This window comes from Mucilaginibacter paludis DSM 18603 (assembly GCF_000166195.2).
Classification (GTDB): Bacteria; Bacteroidota; Bacteroidia; order Sphingobacteriales; family Sphingobacteriaceae; genus Mucilaginibacter; species Mucilaginibacter paludis.
Window position 1 is genome coordinate 7,706,107 of record NZ_CM001403.1, and the last position, 22,397, is coordinate 7,728,503.

Here is a 22,397-nt window from a genome sequence, read left to right on the forward strand (position 1 = left end):
CTTCATGCTTATCATTTTCGAAATAATTTTTAGTAAGAGGTATTGTATTAAAATTATAAACTGGCATAACCAAATCTCTTTATAAATTCTGCCACCGCGGTAGCCGCATTTTAGCTCTTCAACTGCGCTCGTTCTTCTCACGGCTTTTTAGCTCATATAAAGACCTTGTCCGTATTTTTCAGATAGATCAAACATGCAAATTTTGTTTTGTAGAAAAACGGTTTTGCGCTTTTTTTAACAGGTAATTGTTTGAGTAAGCAAGTAAAAAGTTGCCCCTTTATAAAACAGGCCAAAATCTGGTAACAGACAGGTAATTTATGAACAGGCGCCAAATCCATATCTGTTTATATTTGATTAACAGAGATTTAGCATTCAGTTTATAGCGCTAAAATACATCCCCAACAATATTTAATTAATTATTGGACAAAGGCTTTTTTAACACATGTAAATAATATTTATTAATATTTAAAAAAATAAAACGATATGGCATAAACTTACCAGACTATCTTTTCAACATCAAGGATGTACATACATCTTTTAACTAAAATCTAATTCATCGATTAATCATCACACAAAAAATCAAAACACAATGGGAAAACGAATACTCTTCCTCATGCTATGTTACTTGTTCAGCACTTGGCTTAATTATGCCCATGCTCAAACCAACGGTGTTGTTGCGCACGGACAAGTAAAAGACAGCGAGGGAAAACCGATAGCAGGTGCAACCATTACCGAAAAAGGTATGGTAGCCAACGGCACTTTTGCTGATGCCAATGGTAAATTTCAGCTCAGTTTAAAGGGAGGCGCAAACACAATTGTAGTCTATCTGATTGGCTTTAAGCGCCAGGAAGTAAAAGTGGGGGATAAGCCCCTTTCAGTTACACTACAGGTTGAAGAACATGCGCTTACCGATGTGGTTATTGTTGGCTATCAAAGCCAAACCCGGCGCGAACTTACCGCCGCCGTATCATCTTTAAATGGTAAGGATATAGCCAACATCCCCGAGGCCAGCTTTGACCAGATGCTCCAGGGCCGCCTTGCCGGTGTGAGCGTACTGTCGAGCACGGGCGAATTAGGATCGAAGCCAGCCATTGTAATTCGCGGCGCTACCAATATTGATTTTGGGAATGCTAACGGAGGAAATACAGGGCCTTTATATGTAATAGATGGCGTTATTTTTGATGTGAATGCGATAGGATCATCTTATGGTAATAATAACCCGCTCTCTTTGATTAATCCAAATGATATCGAATCTATAGATGTATTAAAAGATGCCTCCGCGGCCGCTATTTATGGAGCCAGGGGAGGTAACGGCGTTATTATTGTAAAAACCAAGCAGGCTAAACGTGGTAAGGCCCAGGTTTCTTTATCTGCTTATGCGGGTGTAACAACAGCGCCAAATTTTATTAAGGTAAGTACGGGTGCCGCCGAAAGAGCCCTTAAATTAAAGCTACTTCAACAATTGTCTTATAACGATAAGCTACAGGGATATATCCCCTTGGCTATTACCGACAGTTTAAACTCAGCCTTTAATAATGACGTTGACTGGCAAGGCCTGTTGGTTAGGCAAAACGCTATCGTAAACAGTCAGGATGTAGCTATAAGCGCTTATACGGGGACAACATCTTACCGTATATCAATGAATCACTACAACGAACAAGGCGTTATAAATGGTTATGGGCTTGAAAAGTTTACACCTCATTTAAACATGACTATTAAACCTATTAAAGGACTGGATATTACGGCCGATATATTAATGAGTTCAGAGCGGCAGAGCCACGGAGTTGGCGGCTCGGGTGCTTATTTATTCAATTCACGGAATTTTCCAACCTCATTTGCCCAACTAACACCATCGCAGATAGAGGTATATAGTGGAAAAAAACATTACTATGACGATGATAGGGCGTTTTCTATTATCGGCTCGGTGCACTTAGTAGATACGATAACACTTAACCTGACTATTAGCAGCACTTACGGATCTTCAAATTATACAGATAAATACGGCTATTTTTCACCGGTAGAGTTAAATGGCTCGTTAAATACCGCTTACGATATCTATAGCAGTAATCCTTCGTGGTCGTTTGAAAATTTCCTGCAATACAGCAAACAAATCAAAAAAAACAGGTTTACTATGGCTGTTGGTGGTGCGCTATACAGTTACGAAAGTTATTATAATTATGCGTCAGCCGCCGGAATTAGCTTTCGGGAATCAACACTATACAAACGGTTTCCTCCGGAGCAAACTTATATGTTTCTACAAGCGCGCAACGTAAAACTACAGAATCGTACTATGCCCGTTTAAATTATGATTATTCAGGTAAGTACCTTTTCACAGCCAGTTTTCGCCGGGATGCAAGTTCCATTTACAGCCCCGAATACCGCTGGGGGACTTTTCCCGCAGCAGCGGCTGGTTGGATAGTATCTGACGAGTCCTTTTTTCAGCCTTTGAAGAAGGTTGTCAATTTCTTAAAGTTCAGAGCCAGCTACGGTATTACAGGAAAGGATCCGGGGCAGTGGTATTCTAAATATCAGACGTTGGCCAACGATGCCAGCTATTTTGCCAGCACTAACGGGACAATAGACAGGAATGGGTATCTGGGCGGATATCCCAGTACTTATAACGGTACGACGGTAGTTTCGCCTTACTCTTATTATAATAATTTTTATAATTATGGGGTTAAGGCCAGTAACACCGTAAGATGGGAAAAAGACCCTCAGTTAGATTTAGGCGGCGATTTGGAACTTTTTGATGGCCGTGTTAATGTTACGGTAGACTGGTATCAAAAGGATTCGAAAGATGTGTTTTTTTATAACGTGCCTGCGCAGGCCACAAGTGGTTACCAGTACTATTCAGGAAATTATGTAGATCTGCGTAACCAGGGACTTGAGTTTGCAACAAATATCAATGTACTTGGCCCTAAATCGCCCTTACAGTGGAACTTTAATTTCAATATTTCTTATAACCAGAATATGGTAACTAAGTTACCGAACGATAACCGCGATTTTCTATTTGATAATCCATGGTTCTACAAAACGCTCACCCTGGGCGAGCCAATATTCAATTATAGGGTTTGGCATACCGATGGCGTATACGCAACTGATGCCGAAGTACCCACAGACCCTATCACCGGAAAAAAGATGACGCTTAAAGGATTCACGCTCCACGCGGGTGATCCGAAATATCAGGATATTAACGGCGACTATAATATCAATGATGATGATAAGTACATCGCAGGAAATCCAAATCCTAAATTCACCGGCGGTTTTGGAAGTAATTTCAGATACAAACGTTTTACATTAAGTTTCTTTGCTTCGTTTGTGGCCGGAAGGAAAATTTTAAACGGAGCGCTATCCGATGCCCTAAATGGCAGTAAATACGTTAGCGGATGGGGAACCGTAGCAGGTGTGGCAACACTCACTAATTCGCTGGGCCAATTCTGGCAAAAACCAGGCGATCAAAGTCAATACGCCAGGTTAGTTTACAATACTACTGATGCCAATGGTTTAGATCCATGGAATATTGGTACCGACTACTTTATCCGGGATGGCAGTTTTATCAAATTGAAGAACGTAACCCTTGGTTACGACTTGCCCCAAGCATGGCTTAAAGCGATAGGCCTTAAGAAGTTTAATATTTATGGTATGGGAGATAACTTGCTGATGTGGAAAAAAGCAAAAGATATTGCAGATCCTGAATTAGTTGATCCAACCACCGGATCATCTAACGTGATTTATCCTACAGCTGTTAAATATACTTTAGGTGTTAATATCGGCTTTTAGGATATAAGTGGTAATTGAAACATCAACTAAATCAACACGAAATGAAAACTAAATACATTTTAATATACATTACGGCGATAGGGCTGTTAGCAAGTTCATGTAAAAAGTTTCTTGATCAATCACCAATTAGTACCCCAACAGATGCAACAACCTGGCAGTCGGATGGGGATGCTAACACTGGTGTGGCAGCATGTTACTCATTGATACGAGGTGCCTTTAACTCGTCAATCGGCTACTATGCTTATGGCGATTTAATATCCGGCGAATTCGTATCATCTGACGATACTTGGTTTCAAAACGTATTGTCATTTAAATGGGGGGCTGCTGTTGCGAGTACAGCGGTGGATAATCCGCTTTTAAAGTTGAGATTATTTACCCCTTACTACACAGCTATTGCTCAAAGTAACAGGTGCGTTTCTTTTATAAGCGCGATGCCAAACAGCGCTTTTAACGGAACATCTGATGCTGATCAGATGGCCAGGAAAAACAAATATCTTGGCGAAGCTTACTTCACTCGTGCATTCTGCTATTTTACGATGTGCAGGGTTTGGGGCGATGTGCCACTTGTTTTAGAGAATACCGATGCTACAGTATCTCAACAATATGTGCGGTCTCCGCAAGCAACCGTACTAAAACAAGCTATCGCCGATGTAAATAAAGCTATTCAATACCTGGACTGGAAAGACAACTCATCCTCGGATAGGATTGTTCGTGCCGATAAAGGTGCCGCCTACGCACTGCTGGCGCATATCGATGCCTGGATTGGCGATTATGCTGGTTGCAACACAGCTTGCGATGCTGTTATCAATTCAGGCTCGTACAGTTTAACTACCCCAGGCAATTTTATGGATATTTATAAAGGGCAATCGCAGGAAAGTATTTTTGAAATAGCCCAAAATACGCTCGCGGAAGCCAGTAACGCCAATGTATATTACACCCTTGCATCGCAAACCTTAAGTTCGCCTTATATAATCCGCACAGCCCCCTTGTGGAAGCTTGACAACAGTGTAGTAACCCAGTTATATACCGATACTAACGATGTCAGGTTTAAAAAAGGATTTATTAGTATCTCGAACGGTAACACCTCGCTTTACGAGTGCATCAAGTATACCAATATCCAAAATGTCAATAATAATACAGCATACAAAGTTTCTTTGAATAATATCGTGATTTTTAGGCTGGCGGATATAGAGTTGTTAAAGGCTGAAGCGCTATGTGGCCGACCTGCGCCCGATTACGGTACAGCCTTATCGCTTGTGAATACAATACGAAGCAACAGAAATGCAGCCCCCTTAACCGGGCTTAACAGCGTAACTATACTACAGGCCGTGCTTGACGAACGAGGAAGGGAACTGTTTTTAGAGGGGCACCGTACTTTTGATTTAATCAGGTTTGGAAGGCTGATGGGCGGCGTATCCCTATTTAGTAACGGTATAAGCACTGCAGAGTTTTTGGCAGGCAAATATTACTGGCCTGTTGATCCAACCTTGTTTATTACAAACTCCAAGTTAACACAAACTGCTTTTTGGGTAGGTAAAGTAAATTGATTATAAAGTTTAACAATATAGCAATGAAAAATATATATCAACAGATTGGAACCATGATGTTGGCAATAGTATTGGTAGTGAGTTTATACGCTTGTAAGAAAGACGCCTACCTCACTGATGGTGGTTTAAATAAAGCCGCTACGCCATTCACAACGTATGATTACCTGAAGAATAACCAGTATCATCAGTTTGATACCCTTATAACATTAATAGATCATTATAAGCTAAAGGATAGTGTTAACAATAGCAAGACGTTTTTTGCTTTTACTGATATGGCCCTTAACTCGTTAATGAAATCAATCATTATTAAAACCACAGATAAAAACGGAAATCTTATTTTGACACCTGTAACAACGATCAGTCAACTTACCGACTCAATCAGCTCTAAATTGATTAAACAGTACATGTTTAACCAAACAATTACGCTGGATAAGGCAACCTTGGCCGCTGTACCCTATACTAATATGGCTGGCACAGCTGCACCCTGTGCCATCAAAAAAGTTGCCGCAGCCAATGCGCTAAACCTGGCTTATACTTCACTTACACTTAATTACTACATTCTGGCTTATGTAAAAGTAAATGGTGTATTAGATGGCTCCGCTGGCGCACCGGCAAACGATAAACCTGATGCGGTGTATTACTGTCAAACCGAGGGTATTCAAACCAGTAGCGGCACAACGTTGCACGTTTTAGCAAATAATGTTTCGCTATACAAATTATAATGGGATTTACTCAAATCATTTAAATTAAGTAACCATGTACAAAAATACGATTTTGTTTTTTGCTTCCATTTTACTCGTCGCGGCCTTGATTGGCGGCTGTCAGAAAATTGAGAAAGGCTTTATAAGTGATAACATTTACTATAATGTTAATCCGTTTACCGTGGCTCAAGGGATAACAACAGTATCAGCCGGTTTGGTGATCGATGGGTCGACCACACCGGTTAATGTTAAGTTGCTTGGCATACGTGAGCTTGCCACCGGTAAAGATGCAGGTAGTTATTTTTTAAAACCCGATACCATCAGAGCGTACAAGGGTTCGATAAGTTATAACGATTCGACGCTTGCCCTTTTGAGTGCTAAATTAAAAGACAGTGCCATAGCCCCATTTAGTATTAATCCGATTGGCGGCCGTCTGCAATTTACCCAGGCTACTAAATTTGTACCGTTAGGGCAATATACCATTGATGTACAGGTAACCAATATCAGAGGCACCAGAACTTTGACTAACGCCTGTAAGATCAATGTTGTCGGCTCCATCGCCGACAGTCTGCTATACTTGGCATATAATCACTCCGATGCCGCGTTTACCACTTTTACTACCCTGCCGGCCAGTACATTAAAGTGTAAGATAACACGTAATGCAACGGGGCCGGATAAAATTATATATGTGTGGAAAGACAAAAATGGCAAAAACTTTAACCCCGCCAATGGCGAAATTACCGGGAGGCCTTCACGGCCTTCTTTTGCAGACTGGGATCCATATTATCCAGTAACAAAAACTGACACTTCGCTTGAGTTTAGGTATCCGGGAGGCGTTCCGCAGTTTCCGATTTTTAATGATTCAAAGGCATATCCGTCAGGGTTTTCCGGCGGTCTTCACTACTACAGCGTATCTGGAAAACATACCGACATCGGTATGAATTGTAATACAACTTTCACTATAAATTACTATATAGCTAAAGGAACCTTTACGATTACTACAATCCTCACAGATGTAACCAGAGTGCCTTAAACAAACATTTCAAAGTATTAAGTTCCCGTGAGCGATATTATTGCTTACGGGGACTTTTTATTTATGCTGTTGTGGACTATTTGTTTGAAAAAGGTTTTGGACAGAGTCATCAGGGCTATCGTATTATGGACAATGCGCAAGAATATAAATTGTAGATACTTACGAGATGATTTAGATTTTTTATTTGAGACTGCTGTTTACATCATACAATTTTCCTTTGCGAAGGCTGATGACGAAATTTTCTATAGTTCAAGCAATTAGCGCCCTCAAGATAGCATCTCTGATTGCGATGTCACTGCGTTTACTTTACCTATATACAGGATAACCACGCCGGAAGTATTTGATAATATTACTTTATTTGTTTTTACTCAACGTTGGTTAGGGGAGAAGTGCTTGATATATATCAGGTACTTGGCTGGCACGTTATTAATTCCCGACTATAGGTAAAACAAAAAAGCTTCAGATTAATTGCTGAAGCTTTTTTGTTTTAAAACGCAGTGAAAGTAAGTGTGCTGCGGTGCTTAATGTATAATATTTGCCCCGCCTTATTTAAATATTCACTTCATCTTTTTTATTCAAACTTTAATGCCAAAAACTATTGAATTTTAACATTGAATACAAAGGTTGCCTGTACTTTTTTTCCAGACTGATATTGATAAACTAAAGCCTGTCTGATGGTAAATTGATCATTTATTGCAACATGTGTTGGGAAGAGGCCAATTGTAAACTGAATTTTAGTGGCATCCATTTCCGAATAAACTTTGGCATTATCGCCCCAATTGATCACATTCCCACCCATATCGAACCAATGTCCATAGCCATTTGCGGTGGTTTGGCTGTTCAGGTTGCCATTACTCTCTACTCCATAAAAGGTAATAGTGTTGCCAATCAGCGCAGATATTTGGCTCTGCGATAGTGAAAAGGCCTGAGACAGTTTTTGCATATCAATAGTTACATTAGTACTGCTATAGTTCACGTTATCAAACGGCACTTTTACGTCGGTAGTGATAGTTGTGTTTTGAGGTGTGGCATTAGGATCAAAACCGGTGTCATTAAACAAGGTAGTGTTAGTGAATTTAACTTTGTAGGGCCATTGTTCGTCGTTGGTATTATTGTTATCCCATGCATGTGGCGAATAATTAACCGGGGCGCCTGTAACCACAAACCAAATTTTACTGCAATTGGCAGGTACGGTAAAATTTACAGCATTTGTTATGCCTTGCGCCATATTGCCATAAACCCGGGAACCATCATTTAGCAGGGCAACATATCCATAACGCCATCCCGCCTGGCTGGCATTCACCATATTATAGCCACTGGCGTTAGGCATGCCTGTGAAATTAGTTGTTAATACAGTGCCGGCTGCCGGAACCTTCAATGGAATAACATTATATCCTGTAGATTCAGGGCAACGCGCATACGTAACCTGAAAACTGCCATCAGTTAATTTATTAAAATCATAAGGTTGCATACCAATATAGTTTTGACCTAAGGTTCTTAGCGCATCCAGGTCCCAGGTTACAAATTTCGTGGCCGCATCGTAAAGTTCATCATTAAACTGTGCGTTGCTAAGGCCCATCATCCGCATGTACGCTTGAGCTGGATCTTCCGGCTCAAGTGCCTGCCGCCAAATCTTACCGATCACATCAATGCCGTGTTTTGAAGCCCAATAATAGTGTAGGAAATAACTCGCATACCTATAATCCTCGTGGTTAAAATGGCGGTGACAATTCTCCAGATAAACCGGGAAATTCGCCGAGGCAAACACTTCAGAAGGGTAGCTCTGATAAGCTTGCCAATTTGCAGTTTGTTCCCAAAAACCATTACCTGGGCTACCATTGAAGCCATATCTAAACCCGTGCCCGGTACCCAGATCACAGAAAACCTGGTATTGGAAACAATGACCTATTTCGTGCGCTATCACTGCCCCTACGGGTTTCACCGCTGCGGGGCTGATCCATAGCGCGCCAATTATATCGTCGTAACCTGAGCCTGTTGCCCGCCACTGATCTTCATAATACAAAAAGATCATCATTTTATAGTTATCCAATTTGGATTTCCCTAAGCCTACCTCGGCAAATTTTAATTTGTTAATATTAAGGTCATAGAAAGTTTCGGCCTTTGTCAGCATATCATTGATATCAACACGATACGGACTTGGTATTTTGGAAGAGTTGGGGTCGCTGCTTCCATATTGCTTGGCCCAAAACACAATGAAGTGCTTGGACTGCCTGCTGCGCGGATAGCACCAGGTGCTGGTGGTATCGCGAAAATTCATAGTACTAAACTCCTTTGGGATGTAGATAGACAAGCTGTCTTTTCCAATGGCAGCAGTGGGGGCTATCTCTGTCTGTGGTTTCTTTTTACATGCCGCTGCGATAAGCAGTAGAAAGAGTGGCAAAATTGGTAGTTGTTTTAATTTCATCATGATTAAATGGTTTGGTTATCAGTTTGTTGGGTGATCTATTTAAACAAAAATAGCTTAAACGATAAGCGCAAGTAAGGTGGAAATTACCGTGTTCTTTACCAAAATTAACTTGTGTGGTGTCAATGTTGCAGAAACAGCGTAACGCAGCACACTTAGTATTTTACCGCGCTCAAATAAGGTGTTATACTGTTGTGTTTCTACTACCGCTCTTAATGATTTTGAGAGCACGGCGCGTTGCTTTCCCCTAAGGTAAAATTATCCAACCTGCTACTTATTGCGAGCGCGTTATCCAGCGCAGGGCGATAATTGCCGTTATAGTTGCTGCTCGGTTTTTTTGTTCCAGTAAATTAATTTACGCTGTGCAGCGCTACGTTAAATTATTTATAGTTTTTATGGAGGCTGAGGCGTTCTTATAAAATATATGAAAGTTGATCAGGGGATTTTGAACGCCGCCGGGATATATTTTACGTTGTATATTTCTTTTTGCAATCTGGTATAACGAACGCCCAACAGCCTTGCATTAGGAGGTCAAGGCATCCCGGTCAAGTAAATCATGGCCAACCAAAGCCTATTTTTGTTTAACCTGTATCAACCGGAAATTTTTAAAACTCCCGTAAGCCTGCCCCGGACCATAAGTACACTGGTAAAGCCCTACCTGTAAAGTTTTATTTTCGAGGTCGGGCCTAAAAACGGGGCTGCCGGGCAAATCCACCCAATGGCTGTTATCTTTGCTGGTGCGGATATAAAACCAGTTGCCTTGGCGCTGTATTTGTAAATAGCGGTTATACTTCCAGGCAGATTGATTGTTGGTTTGGCGGCGGTTACCATCCTCAAAATTGGTTAATAAGTTACCTACATTCCATGCCGGGAAGATGCCATTTTGTAACAGTTGCTCTTTATTGGTTCCTAATTGGTTGTCGGCTCTTACCATTAAGCCTGCATCGTTGTTTCCTGCAACTTTATTTTCAGCGAGTCCGCTTACGTCGCTTACTTCAACTTCAGCAATAAAATTGCCCTTTACGTTTTTGTAGATAAACGGACCATAAGGGGCGTTGCCATCCCAACTGGTGCCCTGCGATTCCAGCTTCAGCGAGCCATTAGCAGCGACTATAACCGTAGCCGACTGCTTATCGCCTTTGCCTATTCGTTCGTCCCAGATTGAACCCGACGTCCCGGCCAGTAAAAAGTCTTGCTTGGTGTTAAACTCATCCGCATAGGTATTAAATTGAGCAGTAGAAGTTGTAATTGTCCCTATCGGGCTGCCACCCGTTACATTGCCCCAGTTGTCTTTTATTTTGAAGGTATATTCGTAACGATGATCTGCTAAAAGGCCTTCGTCCAGGTAATAAGGGCTATCCTGCCAGTCGCTTTGGCTAACCGGGACACCGTTGATTAAACGGGTGTACATATATTGTAAATTACTTTGTTGGGTTTGGTTGCCTGCTTCCATACTTGCAAGCGATGGCGAAATAGCTTTGGGTTGTTGCTTGTAATACAAAGCAGTATCAACCGGCGAATGCAGTTTTGTTTGCCAGTTACTGGTAAATGTTTTAATTTCAGATTCCTGCAGCGCATATTGATATACACTGAAGCTGGTAACGGAGCCGCTAAATCCGGGAATGGATTTGCGCGACGAGCCGATGTATAAGCTATCAGAGCCACTTGCAGTTTGCCTGGTATAAGTAGTCGATTGTAATTGGCCATCAATATACAGCTTAACGGTATCGCCCTTAAATGTTTTAATAATATAATGCCATTGGCCGGTTAAGGCGGTAGGGGTGTTGTTTAAGCCAAAGCTATTATGAGCATTGGATGATGTTAAGGTAACCATAGCTTCATTTTTTGGCACTTTAGCAGTAAATTGACTGATCACAAGGCTATGGTCGCCAGTAAGTGCTAAGGCCTTATCAAGTACCAACGACTCCTTGCCAGACAAACATACGCTGATCCGCCCACTGGCATCCGCCACAACAGGGTTGCCGTTAACTGCCTTGAACACACCGCCTGCGCTGCCCTCATTTTTCCAGTTTTCAAGCTTTCCGTAGGGAAGTTTTTTCGCATCCAGGTATACCGAAACAGGTTCTTGTTTAACATGGTTATAGAGCCTCTGGATAGCAGTATCTGATAAGGGTACATCGTACACCTGTAAAGAGGCGATAGCACCAGAGAAGGCTGCCGGAGAGCCCTGGGTTTTACCAAGGCTAAACTGTTCTGCGAGCTTAACAAACAGCATCTTATTTTCCTGATTGTTGATTTGGCCATCCACAAAAACTTTTTCAAAGGTGCCGTCAAAGGTGATGGCTACCTGGTGCCACTTTCCGGCGAGCGGCAAATTCCGGCTATATTGCAGGTCGGCAAAGCCGTTATGGTGCGCTGCTCCAAAATCACGGTTCCTGCCATATCCGAATGTGGCTGCGCTGAGTTGCTCATTTGAGTTGGCCCACGAAAGAATGGGGTTGTCATCCTTTGCTTCGGCTGCATAAGCCCAGAAACAAATGGTATAACTGTTGTTTCCGGCCAAAGATAGGGGCACATTAAATGCAGACCGGAGACTTTGTTGCCCGGTGAATACTACCGCCTTTTTGCCTGCTACAAAGTCGGTAAAAGGGGCCTTACCATCCGCCTTAAATTCGCCGCCGAGTACGCCCTTATTTTTCCAGCTATTGATGATTTCTCCTGGTTGTAAGGCTTCGGTATTGAGGTCTATCAGCAATCCTTTCTGCACATATTGCTCAGCCTTCGGGGCGTGATGAATATTGGAGGGCATCACCGCAACGTTCCCTTCGCTAAATACCTTGATGTTCCAAATAGCTTTGTACAGGCCGGGCTGCTCTGTACCTGTTATCGTAAGTTTAATAAATCTCGCCTTAACATTGCCCACATCTACGGCAGGGCTGCCATGCCAGCGGTTGGCGCTTTTATCGGCAAACATTTGCCATTGCTTTCCGTCTGCGGAATATTCAATATGATACTGGTAATACCATGTAGCATATTCAAACTGCGTTAAAATACTTTTTACGGTAGTTAACTTGCCCAGGTCAACTTCTATCCAGGCCGGTACGGCGCTGTTATCTTTAGGCTTCCATAGCGTGCCGTTATTATCATCTACCGCGAACTCCGGGTTATAGGCATCGTAATAAGATGATGCGGTAACCTTTTTTTGATAGGCCAGGTTAGGGTAGGGTATTGTATTTTTACCGAGGTAGCCTATGCCCGAATGCGTAGGTATTACCTTTTCAATATTTCCATCAGCATCAAATACCAGTTTATCGGCGCAAACCTGCCGGTTATAACCGCCACCAGAATGTGGGTTATTATGCCGGTGATAGATGATGTAGTAATCGTTACCGATTTGCAGTACCGAATTATGCCCCGGCCCGTGAATGGTACCATCCGCACTGGTGGCCAGTATGGGGTTGTCTTTTCCAAATTGAAAGCCGTCCATTGGTCCTGTTTTACTCATGGCGTATTGCACCCGGTAGGTTTCGTCTTCACAAAATCCCGAAGAATAGAGCAGGTAGTAGATACCCTTGCGTTTAAATAGGAAGGATCCTTCAAAAAAATCTTTGGCTAAGGTATTGGGGATTTGCGCTGTTTTCGCAAACGATTTCATGTCGGGGTTGAGCAGGCCTACACCACAACCGTATCCGGGGTATATTCCCCAGGTACCCCAGGTCATATAATATTTGCCATCGTCATCTCTAAAGGTTTGACCGTCCAGGGTAATTACTTTGGGTACAAGATAGTTGGGGACCACCGCTTTGCCATCCGGAAACAAAGGTGTCCAGGGGCCGACGGGGGTGGATGACGACGCGCCATAAATTTCAACAGTTGGCTGGCAATAATACAGGTAATATTTACCATCATTCCCCAAGGCTACATCCGGCGCCCAATAATTATGGGTGGTAGGCCAGTTCATGTCCTGCATGGTCCAGTTTACAAAATCCGTAGATGTCCAAACCTGCGAGGGGCCCAAGCCGCCTCCATTGCCGTCGGTTGTAGCATAGATATAATAAGTTCCGTTAAAACATTTTACCGTTGGATCAGCAAAGTAGCCTGGGATAATGGGATTCCGGTTGCCTGGTGCAGTAAAGGGAATATTTTGCGCTGATAACTCTGATGGGTATAAATAACCGATAGAAAGTATTAAAACCGAAAGTAAATAACGCATAAATAGTATGATAAAGACCGCCTGATTTACAAATATATAAGCTATTTGTGGCTGTGTCTTTTCATTAATTAACCTATGCTGATATTTTATTAGCCTGTTCTTCTTACGGTATGGATGATTGGCATTTATCTGCGAATTTATTCTACCCATACCAGCGGCCTGGCAGGGCCCTTTATCCTCGGTATATGTTACAGATAGGATCTACTATAACGCACTGGCGCATAAACCACCCCGGTGTTAAATTTTCATCTTAAAAGATCAGTACACTATTGAACAAATATTGTACTGATGTTTTAAATTAATAAACTGTTTTTTGACTATTTAAAAAGATATAAAGGTGACTTGTTGATTACTCTCGGCTTTAAAATGCTTCACCGAGGTTGATCATAATGGAACTATAACCCTTGCTAATGCCATAGTCTACACCGATGTTGGTGTTTGAGCCTTTGTTAAACTTAACCCGAAGCCCGGTACCTACAGCCGGGTGCCACGATGTTAAAAATGTGCCCGAGCCACTTACCGTATTGGCATTTGCAAAAACCACAAAGCCTAATAAACCATTATCGGTAATATCACGACGGTATTCGCTCTCTAAATAAACCAATGATTTGCCCCGGTAACGGTTCTGATCTATACCTCTGCCAGATCTGTTATAAGGATCCCAGCCTACGCTTGGCAAATCAAGGTAAGGGGCATTGCTATCAATAACCGTCCATACGTACGACCAGAAGGCGATTGTATTTTGCTGATTAGGGCGTGCTGGATTTAAAGCCACATATTTCCTCAGATCGATATACAGCGAGTGCCAACTGGTATTACTACCCAGGAAAACCGGATTAACCCTGTACACAATATTTGCATAAGCTCCCGGCAGGGGGTTGATAGAGTTATTACGGGTATCATAAAGTAAGTTTAAACTGATGCCCGAAGAAAATGTATGCCCACTGACGCCATTTTGGTAACCTGTAAACTTGGCCAGATCAATATTAGGATCATCGGCATTAATGTTGAAGTGATAATCTAAATTATAACCAAAGCCTGCAAAGAAATAAGGGGTAACCCGCTTAAGCGCACTTTGATAAAAACGGATGTATTTATAGTTTACCAGCGCTTTATCATCACTTCCATGGCTGCTGCCCAGGCCCCAGGTATATTGCGGATATACTAAAAAGCGGGTATCACCCTGTATTGTCCAGGTGTTATTGGGCAGCCAAACACTGGTGCGTAAAGGCAAGCCGAACCGGCTACCAAAATCCCAATAAGGTGCGAAAGATGCGCTGGACAGGTTGGTTGTTTTACGCGGACCCAGATAAATACCAGCAGTGGTGCTGGTAATTAGTGCGCGGCCCGTTCCGCCGGGAACATTAGCGCCAATGGGAATGATCGAAAAGAAAATCTTCTTTCCTTTCTGGTCACGGGGTTTGGTGGGGTTAATATGGAACAAACCTTTAGCAATATCGATCAGGTCGGTTTGATCGGCAGTATCCTGAACGGTTTTAGTCACCGGGACAATATCAGACGCGTTTTGAGCAAATAAAACGGTAGGCAACAAGCATAACAGTAAAATCAATCTTTTAAACATGGTAATTAAATCATCAAGAGCTAAGCACCTATCAGCAAAGCACTCATACTATACAAACGGAAACATAAACTGTTTATCAACCGTAATTTTAAATCATCACCTGTTTGTCATTTCACTCCGCCTGATCTATCCAACCCGTTAATAAAAGATAGACTTACATTTTCATATCCGCATGATCATTGCCATTTTTAAAAATGGCTTCGCTATTCAATAGATATGCGCCGTTGGTTACAACAACATCACCCGCTTTTAATCCCGACAACACGGGCAGGTACATTCGGTTGCCTAAACCTAAAATGATTGTTTTGGACGAAAAGCTTCCATCAACATTTTTAACCCACACTTTGCTGCCACGGCCATCCGTTATCGCGGCGGATGCCGGTATAGCCAAAGAACGTTTTGAGCCGCTGGCGATGCTGATATAGGCTTGCATCCCCGGCCTGATCAGCCCCTGTGCATTAGGAATACTGACTCTGAGCAGGGCCACCTTGGATGCATCTGATAGTTCCGGATTGATAAACTCCACCTTACCATTGATATTTTGCCCGCCCAGATCAGGAAATGCCACGCTTACCCGGGCACCTTCTTTATAGTTTACCGCCTCATTGGCATATACCTGGGCCTCCACCCATAAGTTATTAAGGTTTTGTGTTTTGAGGATGGACATACCTTCAGTTACATAATCACCCTCGTGGACTGCTATTTCGCTTACGGTGCCATTTACCTTACTCAATATGGTTGTTGTGGCTGATGTTTTTTCTGATATGGCCAAATTTTTGATCTGCGCCGCCGATAAGCCCCATAACTTTAGCTTGTTTTCGGCAGCGTTAATTAATTGCTTATAATCCACATCGGGGTTCTGAAGTATTTTTTGCTGTTGCCTGGCTAAAAGATATTCTCTCTCGGTTTCCAATAAATCTTCGCTATAAATGGAGTACAAAGGCTGGCCGACGGTTATTTTTTTGCCGGTTGTACGTATAAAAAGCCGCTGTATCCGTCCGGCTATCCGGGCACTCAATTCTTCCGCGGTGTTTTCGTTGGTGCTTACTGTTCCTGTCAGCGTTTTTTCATCGCCCACATTTTCTTCCCGCACCGTGTCAGTTTGTATTCCAGCTAATTGAATCTGGGTAGCGGTTAGCGTGATCTTGTTCATCGCGATGCCCTGATCGCTCGTTACTTCCATTTTAATCAGCTTCATACCACATATAGGGCAATTGCCGGGATGGTCCAGATGAACCTGGGGATGCATGGAACAGGTATAATACGACGCGCCTTGCTCAATAGCTGCTTGCCCGGTTTTTTGTTTACAGGCGATGGTAATCATCATCAACCCAAAGATGAATGATAGCCGGAGTGTTTTTAGGTATATAGAATATTTATTGAAGTTGATCATGGCTTTTGTGTTTTAATAAAACTTTCGCTATCCGTAAGATACTGTGCGTTTGATGCCAGGCTGTCGGTAGCTGATAAGCCGCCGGTAATTTGTATAGCCGTATCGGTAATCCTTCCGGCATTAACCTGGTGCGCCTGGTATAGAGGTCCGTTTTTGAGCCATACCACCTGCGTACGGCCCAAATTAAGCAGGGCCGACCGGGGGATCCACAAGCCCTTTGCCGTGCCGGTTTTAATTTGAGCTTTAACCAGGCTATTCACCATTAACTGATGATCCATGTTATCAAGATAAACGCGGATAGCCACAGTTTTTTCGCCTGACTTTAAAAATGGGTCAATAAAATTAACCTTGCCGTATAATGTTTTGCCGGGCACATCGGGCAAGGTGATTTTTACCTGCTGATTTAATTTTAAACCCGCTACGGCAGATTGATCCACTTTAATAACTGCCCATAAACGGTGCGGGTTAACCACATTAAACAGTACTTGTCCTTTTTCAACATACATACCTTCTTTAATGGATAAGGGCAAGTTGTTGGCATAATCAGATGCCGGTTTGGCTTCTGCCGGGCCTGCCATCTGGCTATGGGGGGCATCATGGATGTGCCCGCTGTAAGGACTGTAAACAGGCAGACTATAAAATGGCTTCCCGGTTTTAATGATATGCTTAAGCTGTGCATCGGTTATGCCGAGCAGGTATAATTTTTGCCTTGCCGAATTGATCAACCCTGTTTCCTGCGGCGAGTGTGTGGTTACGTAAATCAGGTCCTGTTGCGCGGTTACCATATCAGGGCTGTAAATTTCAAAAATTCGCTGGCCCTGGCGGATCTCCTGGAAAGCATATTTAAGGTATAGCTTTTCTATACGGCCCGAAAAATGCGAAGCGATATTGTTAAATGTGCGGGTATCAAAATCCAAATACCCATCAGCTTTAATTTCTGTTGATACTTCCTTCTGCTCAGGCAAAATGGCTGCTATTGTAGATATAACCGACGAGTTTACCGGCTGCAAAACTGTATTTAAACTAATGCCCGAACCCTCGCTGGCCTGGCCTGTTTTTTTAACCAGCGTCATCCCGCATATCGGGCAACTGCCCGGATGATCTTCCGCTATCTGCGGATGCATAGGGCAGGTATATTTTATTTCGCTTTGCGCCTGTACTACTGCAGGCTTTTTATGCTGATCGGAGCAGGAACTGATCAGTATTGTACTGAGCAGCAAGGCGGTTAAAAGGATCCTAATCGTTTTCATTTGATAATTTTTTTGGCGATAATCTTGGTAAGGCTTCCGCCGGTTATTTATTCTCCTTGTTATCACCCGTAGTAATTTCCATCTCCTTTTCATAAGCAACCTGTAACAACAGTAGCTCTTGTAATCGGTCTAAAGCTTCCATCCGGGCCATTTGCAGCGTTTTAATGCCATCCAATACCGAGGGCAGGTCGCCTGTGTTTTGTTCGTATGCCTGCAGCGATGTTTTATAAGCGTTTTGCAAGGCCGGGATAATATTTTGGCGGTAATTAGTTATTTGCTTTTTCTTGCTGGCCATATCGGTTTTTAAACCCGCCAGTTGCCCTTCGGCCTGGTTTAATATATCCAGTTTTTTTTGTTGTAGCTTGGCCACTTCGTAACGGATACCTTTAATGTTGGCTTTATAAGCCTTTGATGACCAGGGTACTATAGGTATAGTTACCGAACCCATTAATACATACTGATTAGCAGCGCCGCCATAACTGATCATGTGGCCTGCCTGCAAGCCAAAATCGGGTTTGCGGGTACTGTATTCCATTTTAGCATTCAGTTGCTGCAATTCAATACTGCGGCCAATGGCCCTGATATCGCTGCGCGATGCCGCCAGCGCCGAGGTATCGGTAAAGCTTAAATCGTAGTTGCTGATGATCACATTGGTATCTACCCTAAAGCGGGTTTGCTTATCCTGGTTCATCAGGGTATTCAGCATGATATTCTTTTGGTTGATGTCGTTGGTCATTTGCTCGCGCGTGTTATCCAACTGGTATAAATCAGCCTTAGCTTTATAGATATTGCTCAACTTCTCTTTACCGTAAGTTAGCCGGATGTTGGCATCCTTGAGCATGTACTCCAGTAAGTTTTGGGTGTATTGCAGTAATGCCAGTTTCTTCTCCAATACCACCCGCTCATAATAATATTGTTTAGCCTGGGCTATCATCTGGTTTTTGAGATAGTTCTGATCTTCTTCCGTAACTTTTGAAATGCCTTTCATGTAGTTTTCTTTGGCGCGGAGCTTGGCCGGGTTGGTAAACATTTGTTCGCCGGTTATCATAAAAGCACCCATATCCGGGTTAAGCTTATAGGGTGTTTGGTATTGGCCCGCGCTGATCTTGGGCGCGTCAAGGCTTTTGGCCCCGCTTGCATAAGCGTTTTCCGCACTCATTTTAGCCTTAAACATTTGCAGGGCCGGGTTGCTGCCAACACGAGCCAACACACTGTCTAAAGGCAGGTTTTGCGCCTTTGCTTTTGTTAGACCAAGCAGGCAAAGTATAATTAGGCTAATGTAAATTTGATTCTTTGTTTTCATGCTCTTATTCATTTACTTCCAATACTTCAAGCCTACCGTATTTTTTCAGTTCATATTCCTTAACCATCAGGAAGATTAAAGGGGTAACCAGTAAAATATGGGTGGACGATGTTAGCACGCCGCCAATCATGGGCAGTACAATAGGGAGCATCACATCGCTGCCGGTGCCGGTGGCCCAAAGTACAGGCACCAGGCCAAACAGGGCTACGCATACCGTCATCAGCTTAGGCCGTAAGCGTTTCACGGCGCCGTTCATTACGTACAAACGCAAATCTTCCCTGGTGATGGTATCGTTAGAATTCCCTTTCAGGGCAACCAACTGCTGCATGGCATCATTTAAGTAGATCACCATCACAATCCCCGTTTCAACTGCTATGCCGAATAAAGCTATAAAGCCAACCGCTACGGCTACCGATAAATGCACGCCGAAGAAGTATACCATATATGCGCCGCCAATTAAAGCGAACGGTATACTGATCAGGCTGAAAAACGCCTCGCGGATGGAGTGAAAAGCAAAATACAAACAGGCGAAAATAATGAGCAGCACAACGGGCAATATCATTTTCAGGGTATGCTCCGCACGGATCAGGTTTTCGTACTGGCCGCTCCACTCGATAAAATAGCCCTTCGGTAAGGTTTTTACCATGTTGTTGAGGCGGCTTTGCGCTTCCTGCACGGTCCCACCCAAATCCCTGTCGCGCACGTTGAATAAAACGGTGCCCCGGAGCAAGGCGTTTTCCGACTGGATCATGGCCGGGCCGTCGCTCACCTTAATATCCGCTACAGATGACAATGGGATAGGTCCATAACCCGGCGTTTGCACGAGGGTACGTTTAATTTCATCGAGGTTGCTGCGATAGTCTTGCGCCAGCCTCACATTTACACTGAAGCGTCTGCGGCCTTCAATAGTCCTGGTCAGGTTCATCCCGCCAAGGGCACTTTCAATTACCTCGTTTACATCGTCTACATTTAAACCGTAGCGGCCAATGGCATCTTTGTTAATCCGGATATCCAGGTATTTGCCGCCCGTTATCGGATCCACATACAAATCCTTTACGCCATCAATGCCTTGCAGGGCTTGCTTCATCTGGTTAGATAAAGCATATATCGTGTCGAGATTTTGCCCATACACCTTGAGGCCTACATCGGTACGAATGCCCGTTGACAGCATGTTGATGCGGTTAATAATGGGCTGTGTCCAGCCATTGACTACGCCGGGTATTTGTAGTTTGGCATTCAACTCGTTAATAATATCTTCTTTTTTTAAGCCTTTGCGCCATTCATTCGTCGGTTTTAAAAGAATGATGGTTTCTACCATGCTGATGGGGGAGTTATCGGTAGCGGTATTGGCACGGCCAGCCTTCCCTAACACATTCCTCACCTCGGGCACGCTTTTGATGATCCTGTCCTGAACTTGCAGCAGTTGCTTGGCTTCCGAATTTGATATATCCGGTAAGGTAACCGGCATAAATAGAATGGTGCCTTCATCCAGTGGGGGCATAAACTCGCTGCCGAGGCTCAACAATAGTGGCACACTGATCAGCAAAGCCACAATATTGATCCCGATAACCGTTTTTCGCCAGTTAACACACCAGGCCAGCACCGGGCGATACCAGCTCTCCAACGTCCGGTTAATGGGGTTATGGTCGTCGGTACGCAATTGGCCTTTTAAAAAGAACGAGATGAGCACCGGGGCGAGCGTTACGGCCAGTATGGCATCAATGGCCAGTATAAATGTTTTTGTCCAGGCCAGCGGACCGAACAATTTACCTTCCTGGCCTTCCAGAAGAAATACGGGCAGAAACGAAGCCACGATAATAAGTGTGGAAAAAAATACGCCGCGGCCCACCTGCTTGCAGGATGATTCAATAATTTTTATTCTTTCTGCGGTGGTCATGATACTTCTTTTTGTTGTGCGATGGATAAATTGCGGTGCGAGTTCTCAACCATCACAATCCCGTTGTCTACTATCACGCCGATAGCTAAAGCGATACCCGTTAACGACATGATATTGGAGCTGATGCCAAATGCGTTGAGCAGGATAAAACTGGTAGCAATGGTAATAGGGATTTGAATGATGATGCTCAGGGCACTGCGCCAACTGAACAGAAACAGGATAACGATAATGGAAACGGTAATCATCTCCTCAATAAGCGTATGCTTTACCGATTTAACCGCGTTCTCAATCAGTTCGCTCCGGTCATAAGCTATTTTAAAGCTTACACCGGCAGGCAGGCCTTTTTGGATGTCGTTCATTTTATCCTTTACGGCATGGATCACCTTGTCGGCATTTTCGCCGTAGCGCATCACTACAATACCGCCAACGGCTTCGCCCTCGCCATTCTGGTCGAATATGCCTAAGCGCTCGTCGCCACCCATTTGTACGGTGGCCACATCTTTTATTTTAACGGGCACGGTATTAATTACGCCAACTGGGATATTCTCCACATCAGTCAGGCTTTTGATATATCCCAGGCCGCGCACAATATAACCGGTGCCGTTCATCTCAAATTTGCGGCCGCCTACATCGTTATTATTGCTTTTAACGGCTTTAAGCACCTGCGACAAGGGAATGTTATAGTAGTTTAGCTTATGAGGGTCGATGGTAACCTGGTACTGTTTCTCAAAGCCGCCAAAGGAGGCTACCTCGCTCACACCGGCAACGGTTTGCAGGCCAAGTTTAACATACCAGTCTTGCAGGGCACGTTGTTCGCCAAGGTCAATGCCTTTGGCATCGAGCGTGTACCACAATATATGGCCCACGCCTGTACCATCGGGGCCCAATGTTGGCGTAATTCCTGCTGGCAGCAAGCGTTGCGCATAGTTTAAGCGTTCAAGCACCCGGCTGCGCGCCCAGTATACATCTGCCTTATCATCAAATACAATATATACAAAGCTCATTCCGAACATGGATGTAGCCCTGATTGATCGTACTTTGGGGATACCTTGCAAGTTACTTACCAAAGGATAAGTTACCTGGTCTTCCATAATTTGAGGGCTGCGGCCTTCCCATTCTGTAAATACGATCACCTGGTTATCGGATAGGTCGGGGATGGCGTCGATGGGGTTTTCTTTCACCGCGTAAACTCCCCAGGCAAAAAGGCTCAGGGCGATGAGCAAAACGATGTACCTGTTTTTTAACGACAGGGTAATAAGTTGATTAATCATCTCGGTTTTAATAAACCCGGAGCGTATTGCTCCGGGTATTT

The 22,397-nt window shown here is 43.5% G+C and carries 13 protein-coding genes; 5 read left to right on the top strand and 8 right to left on the bottom strand.

Features of this window, described 5'->3' with window-relative positions; all coding sequences use genetic code 11:
• The first annotated feature begins 589 nt into the window (after positions 1 to 589).
• The 5 genes from MUCPA_RS39105 to MUCPA_RS32675 all read left to right on the top strand — a co-directional run bounded on the left by MUCPA_RS39105 (position 590) and on the right by MUCPA_RS32675 (position 7,061).
• Positions 590 to 2,302, top strand: a complete 1,713-nt coding sequence (locus tag MUCPA_RS39105; RefSeq protein ID WP_040626769.1) for a TonB-dependent receptor plug domain-containing protein — start codon at positions 590 to 592, stop codon at positions 2,300 to 2,302.
• Positions 2,303 to 2,445: 143 nt separating this feature from the next.
• A complete protein-coding gene (locus MUCPA_RS39110; RefSeq protein WP_040626771.1) occupies positions 2,446 to 3,780 on the top strand; it encodes a SusC/RagA family TonB-linked outer membrane protein in 1,335 nt (444 codons plus the stop codon).
• A gap of 41 nt (positions 3,781 to 3,821) precedes the next feature.
• A complete protein-coding gene (locus MUCPA_RS32665) occupies positions 3,822 to 5,327 on the top strand; it encodes a RagB/SusD family nutrient uptake outer membrane protein (protein WP_008512538.1) in 1,506 nt (501 codons plus the stop codon).
• A gap of 23 nt (positions 5,328 to 5,350) precedes the next feature.
• Complete coding sequence (locus MUCPA_RS32670) at positions 5,351 to 6,049, top strand: hypothetical protein (RefSeq protein ID WP_008512540.1); 699 nt, start codon at positions 5,351 to 5,353, stop codon at positions 6,047 to 6,049.
• Between the two features lie 34 nt (positions 6,050 to 6,083).
• A complete protein-coding gene (locus MUCPA_RS32675) occupies positions 6,084 to 7,061 on the top strand; it encodes a hypothetical protein (RefSeq protein WP_008512542.1) in 978 nt (325 codons plus the stop codon).
• 595 nt (positions 7,062 to 7,656) lie between these two features.
• Here the strand turns inward: MUCPA_RS32675 and MUCPA_RS32685 are convergent.
• From MUCPA_RS32685 to MUCPA_RS32720, 8 genes are all read right to left on the bottom strand, one after another.
• Positions 7,657 to 9,489, bottom strand: a complete 1,833-nt coding sequence (locus MUCPA_RS32685) for a DUF4859 domain-containing protein (RefSeq protein WP_008512544.1) — start codon at positions 9,487 to 9,489, stop codon at positions 7,657 to 7,659.
• A gap of 568 nt (positions 9,490 to 10,057) precedes the next feature.
• Positions 10,058 to 13,660, bottom strand: coding sequence for a family 43 glycosylhydrolase (locus tag MUCPA_RS36580; protein ID WP_050982193.1), 3,603 nt, complete (start codon positions 13,658 to 13,660; stop codon positions 10,058 to 10,060).
• Between the two features lie 361 nt (positions 13,661 to 14,021).
• The gene (locus MUCPA_RS32695) at positions 14,022 to 15,242 is read right to left on the bottom strand and encodes a BamA/TamA family outer membrane protein (RefSeq protein ID WP_008512548.1); all 1,221 of its coding nucleotides are present in this window, start codon (positions 15,240 to 15,242) and stop codon (positions 14,022 to 14,024) included.
• A gap of 154 nt (positions 15,243 to 15,396) precedes the next feature.
• On the bottom strand, positions 15,397 to 16,635 hold the full coding sequence (locus MUCPA_RS32700) for an efflux RND transporter periplasmic adaptor subunit (RefSeq protein ID WP_008512550.1): 1,239 nt from the start codon (positions 16,633 to 16,635) through the stop codon (positions 15,397 to 15,399).
• Positions 16,632 to 17,885: an HlyD family efflux transporter periplasmic adaptor subunit gene (locus MUCPA_RS32705; RefSeq protein WP_008512551.1), complete on the bottom strand. Its 1,254-nt coding sequence runs from the start codon at positions 17,883 to 17,885 to the stop codon at positions 16,632 to 16,634. Before MUCPA_RS32705 ends, MUCPA_RS32700 begins: the two co-directional genes overlap by 4 nt.
• A gap of 43 nt (positions 17,886 to 17,928) precedes the next feature.
• On the bottom strand, positions 17,929 to 19,188 hold the full coding sequence (locus MUCPA_RS32710; RefSeq protein ID WP_008512552.1) for a TolC family protein: 1,260 nt from the start codon (positions 19,186 to 19,188) through the stop codon (positions 17,929 to 17,931).
• 4 nt (positions 19,189 to 19,192) lie between these two features.
• Entirely contained in the window at positions 19,193 to 21,085 is a 1,893-nt protein-coding gene (locus MUCPA_RS32715; protein ID WP_008512554.1) for an efflux RND transporter permease subunit, read from the bottom strand.
• Positions 21,082 to 22,356, bottom strand: a complete 1,275-nt coding sequence (locus tag MUCPA_RS32720) for an efflux RND transporter permease subunit (protein ID WP_040626773.1) — start codon at positions 22,354 to 22,356, stop codon at positions 21,082 to 21,084. Before MUCPA_RS32720 ends, MUCPA_RS32715 begins: the two co-directional genes overlap by 4 nt.
• Positions 22,357 to 22,397: the final 41 nt, after the last annotated feature.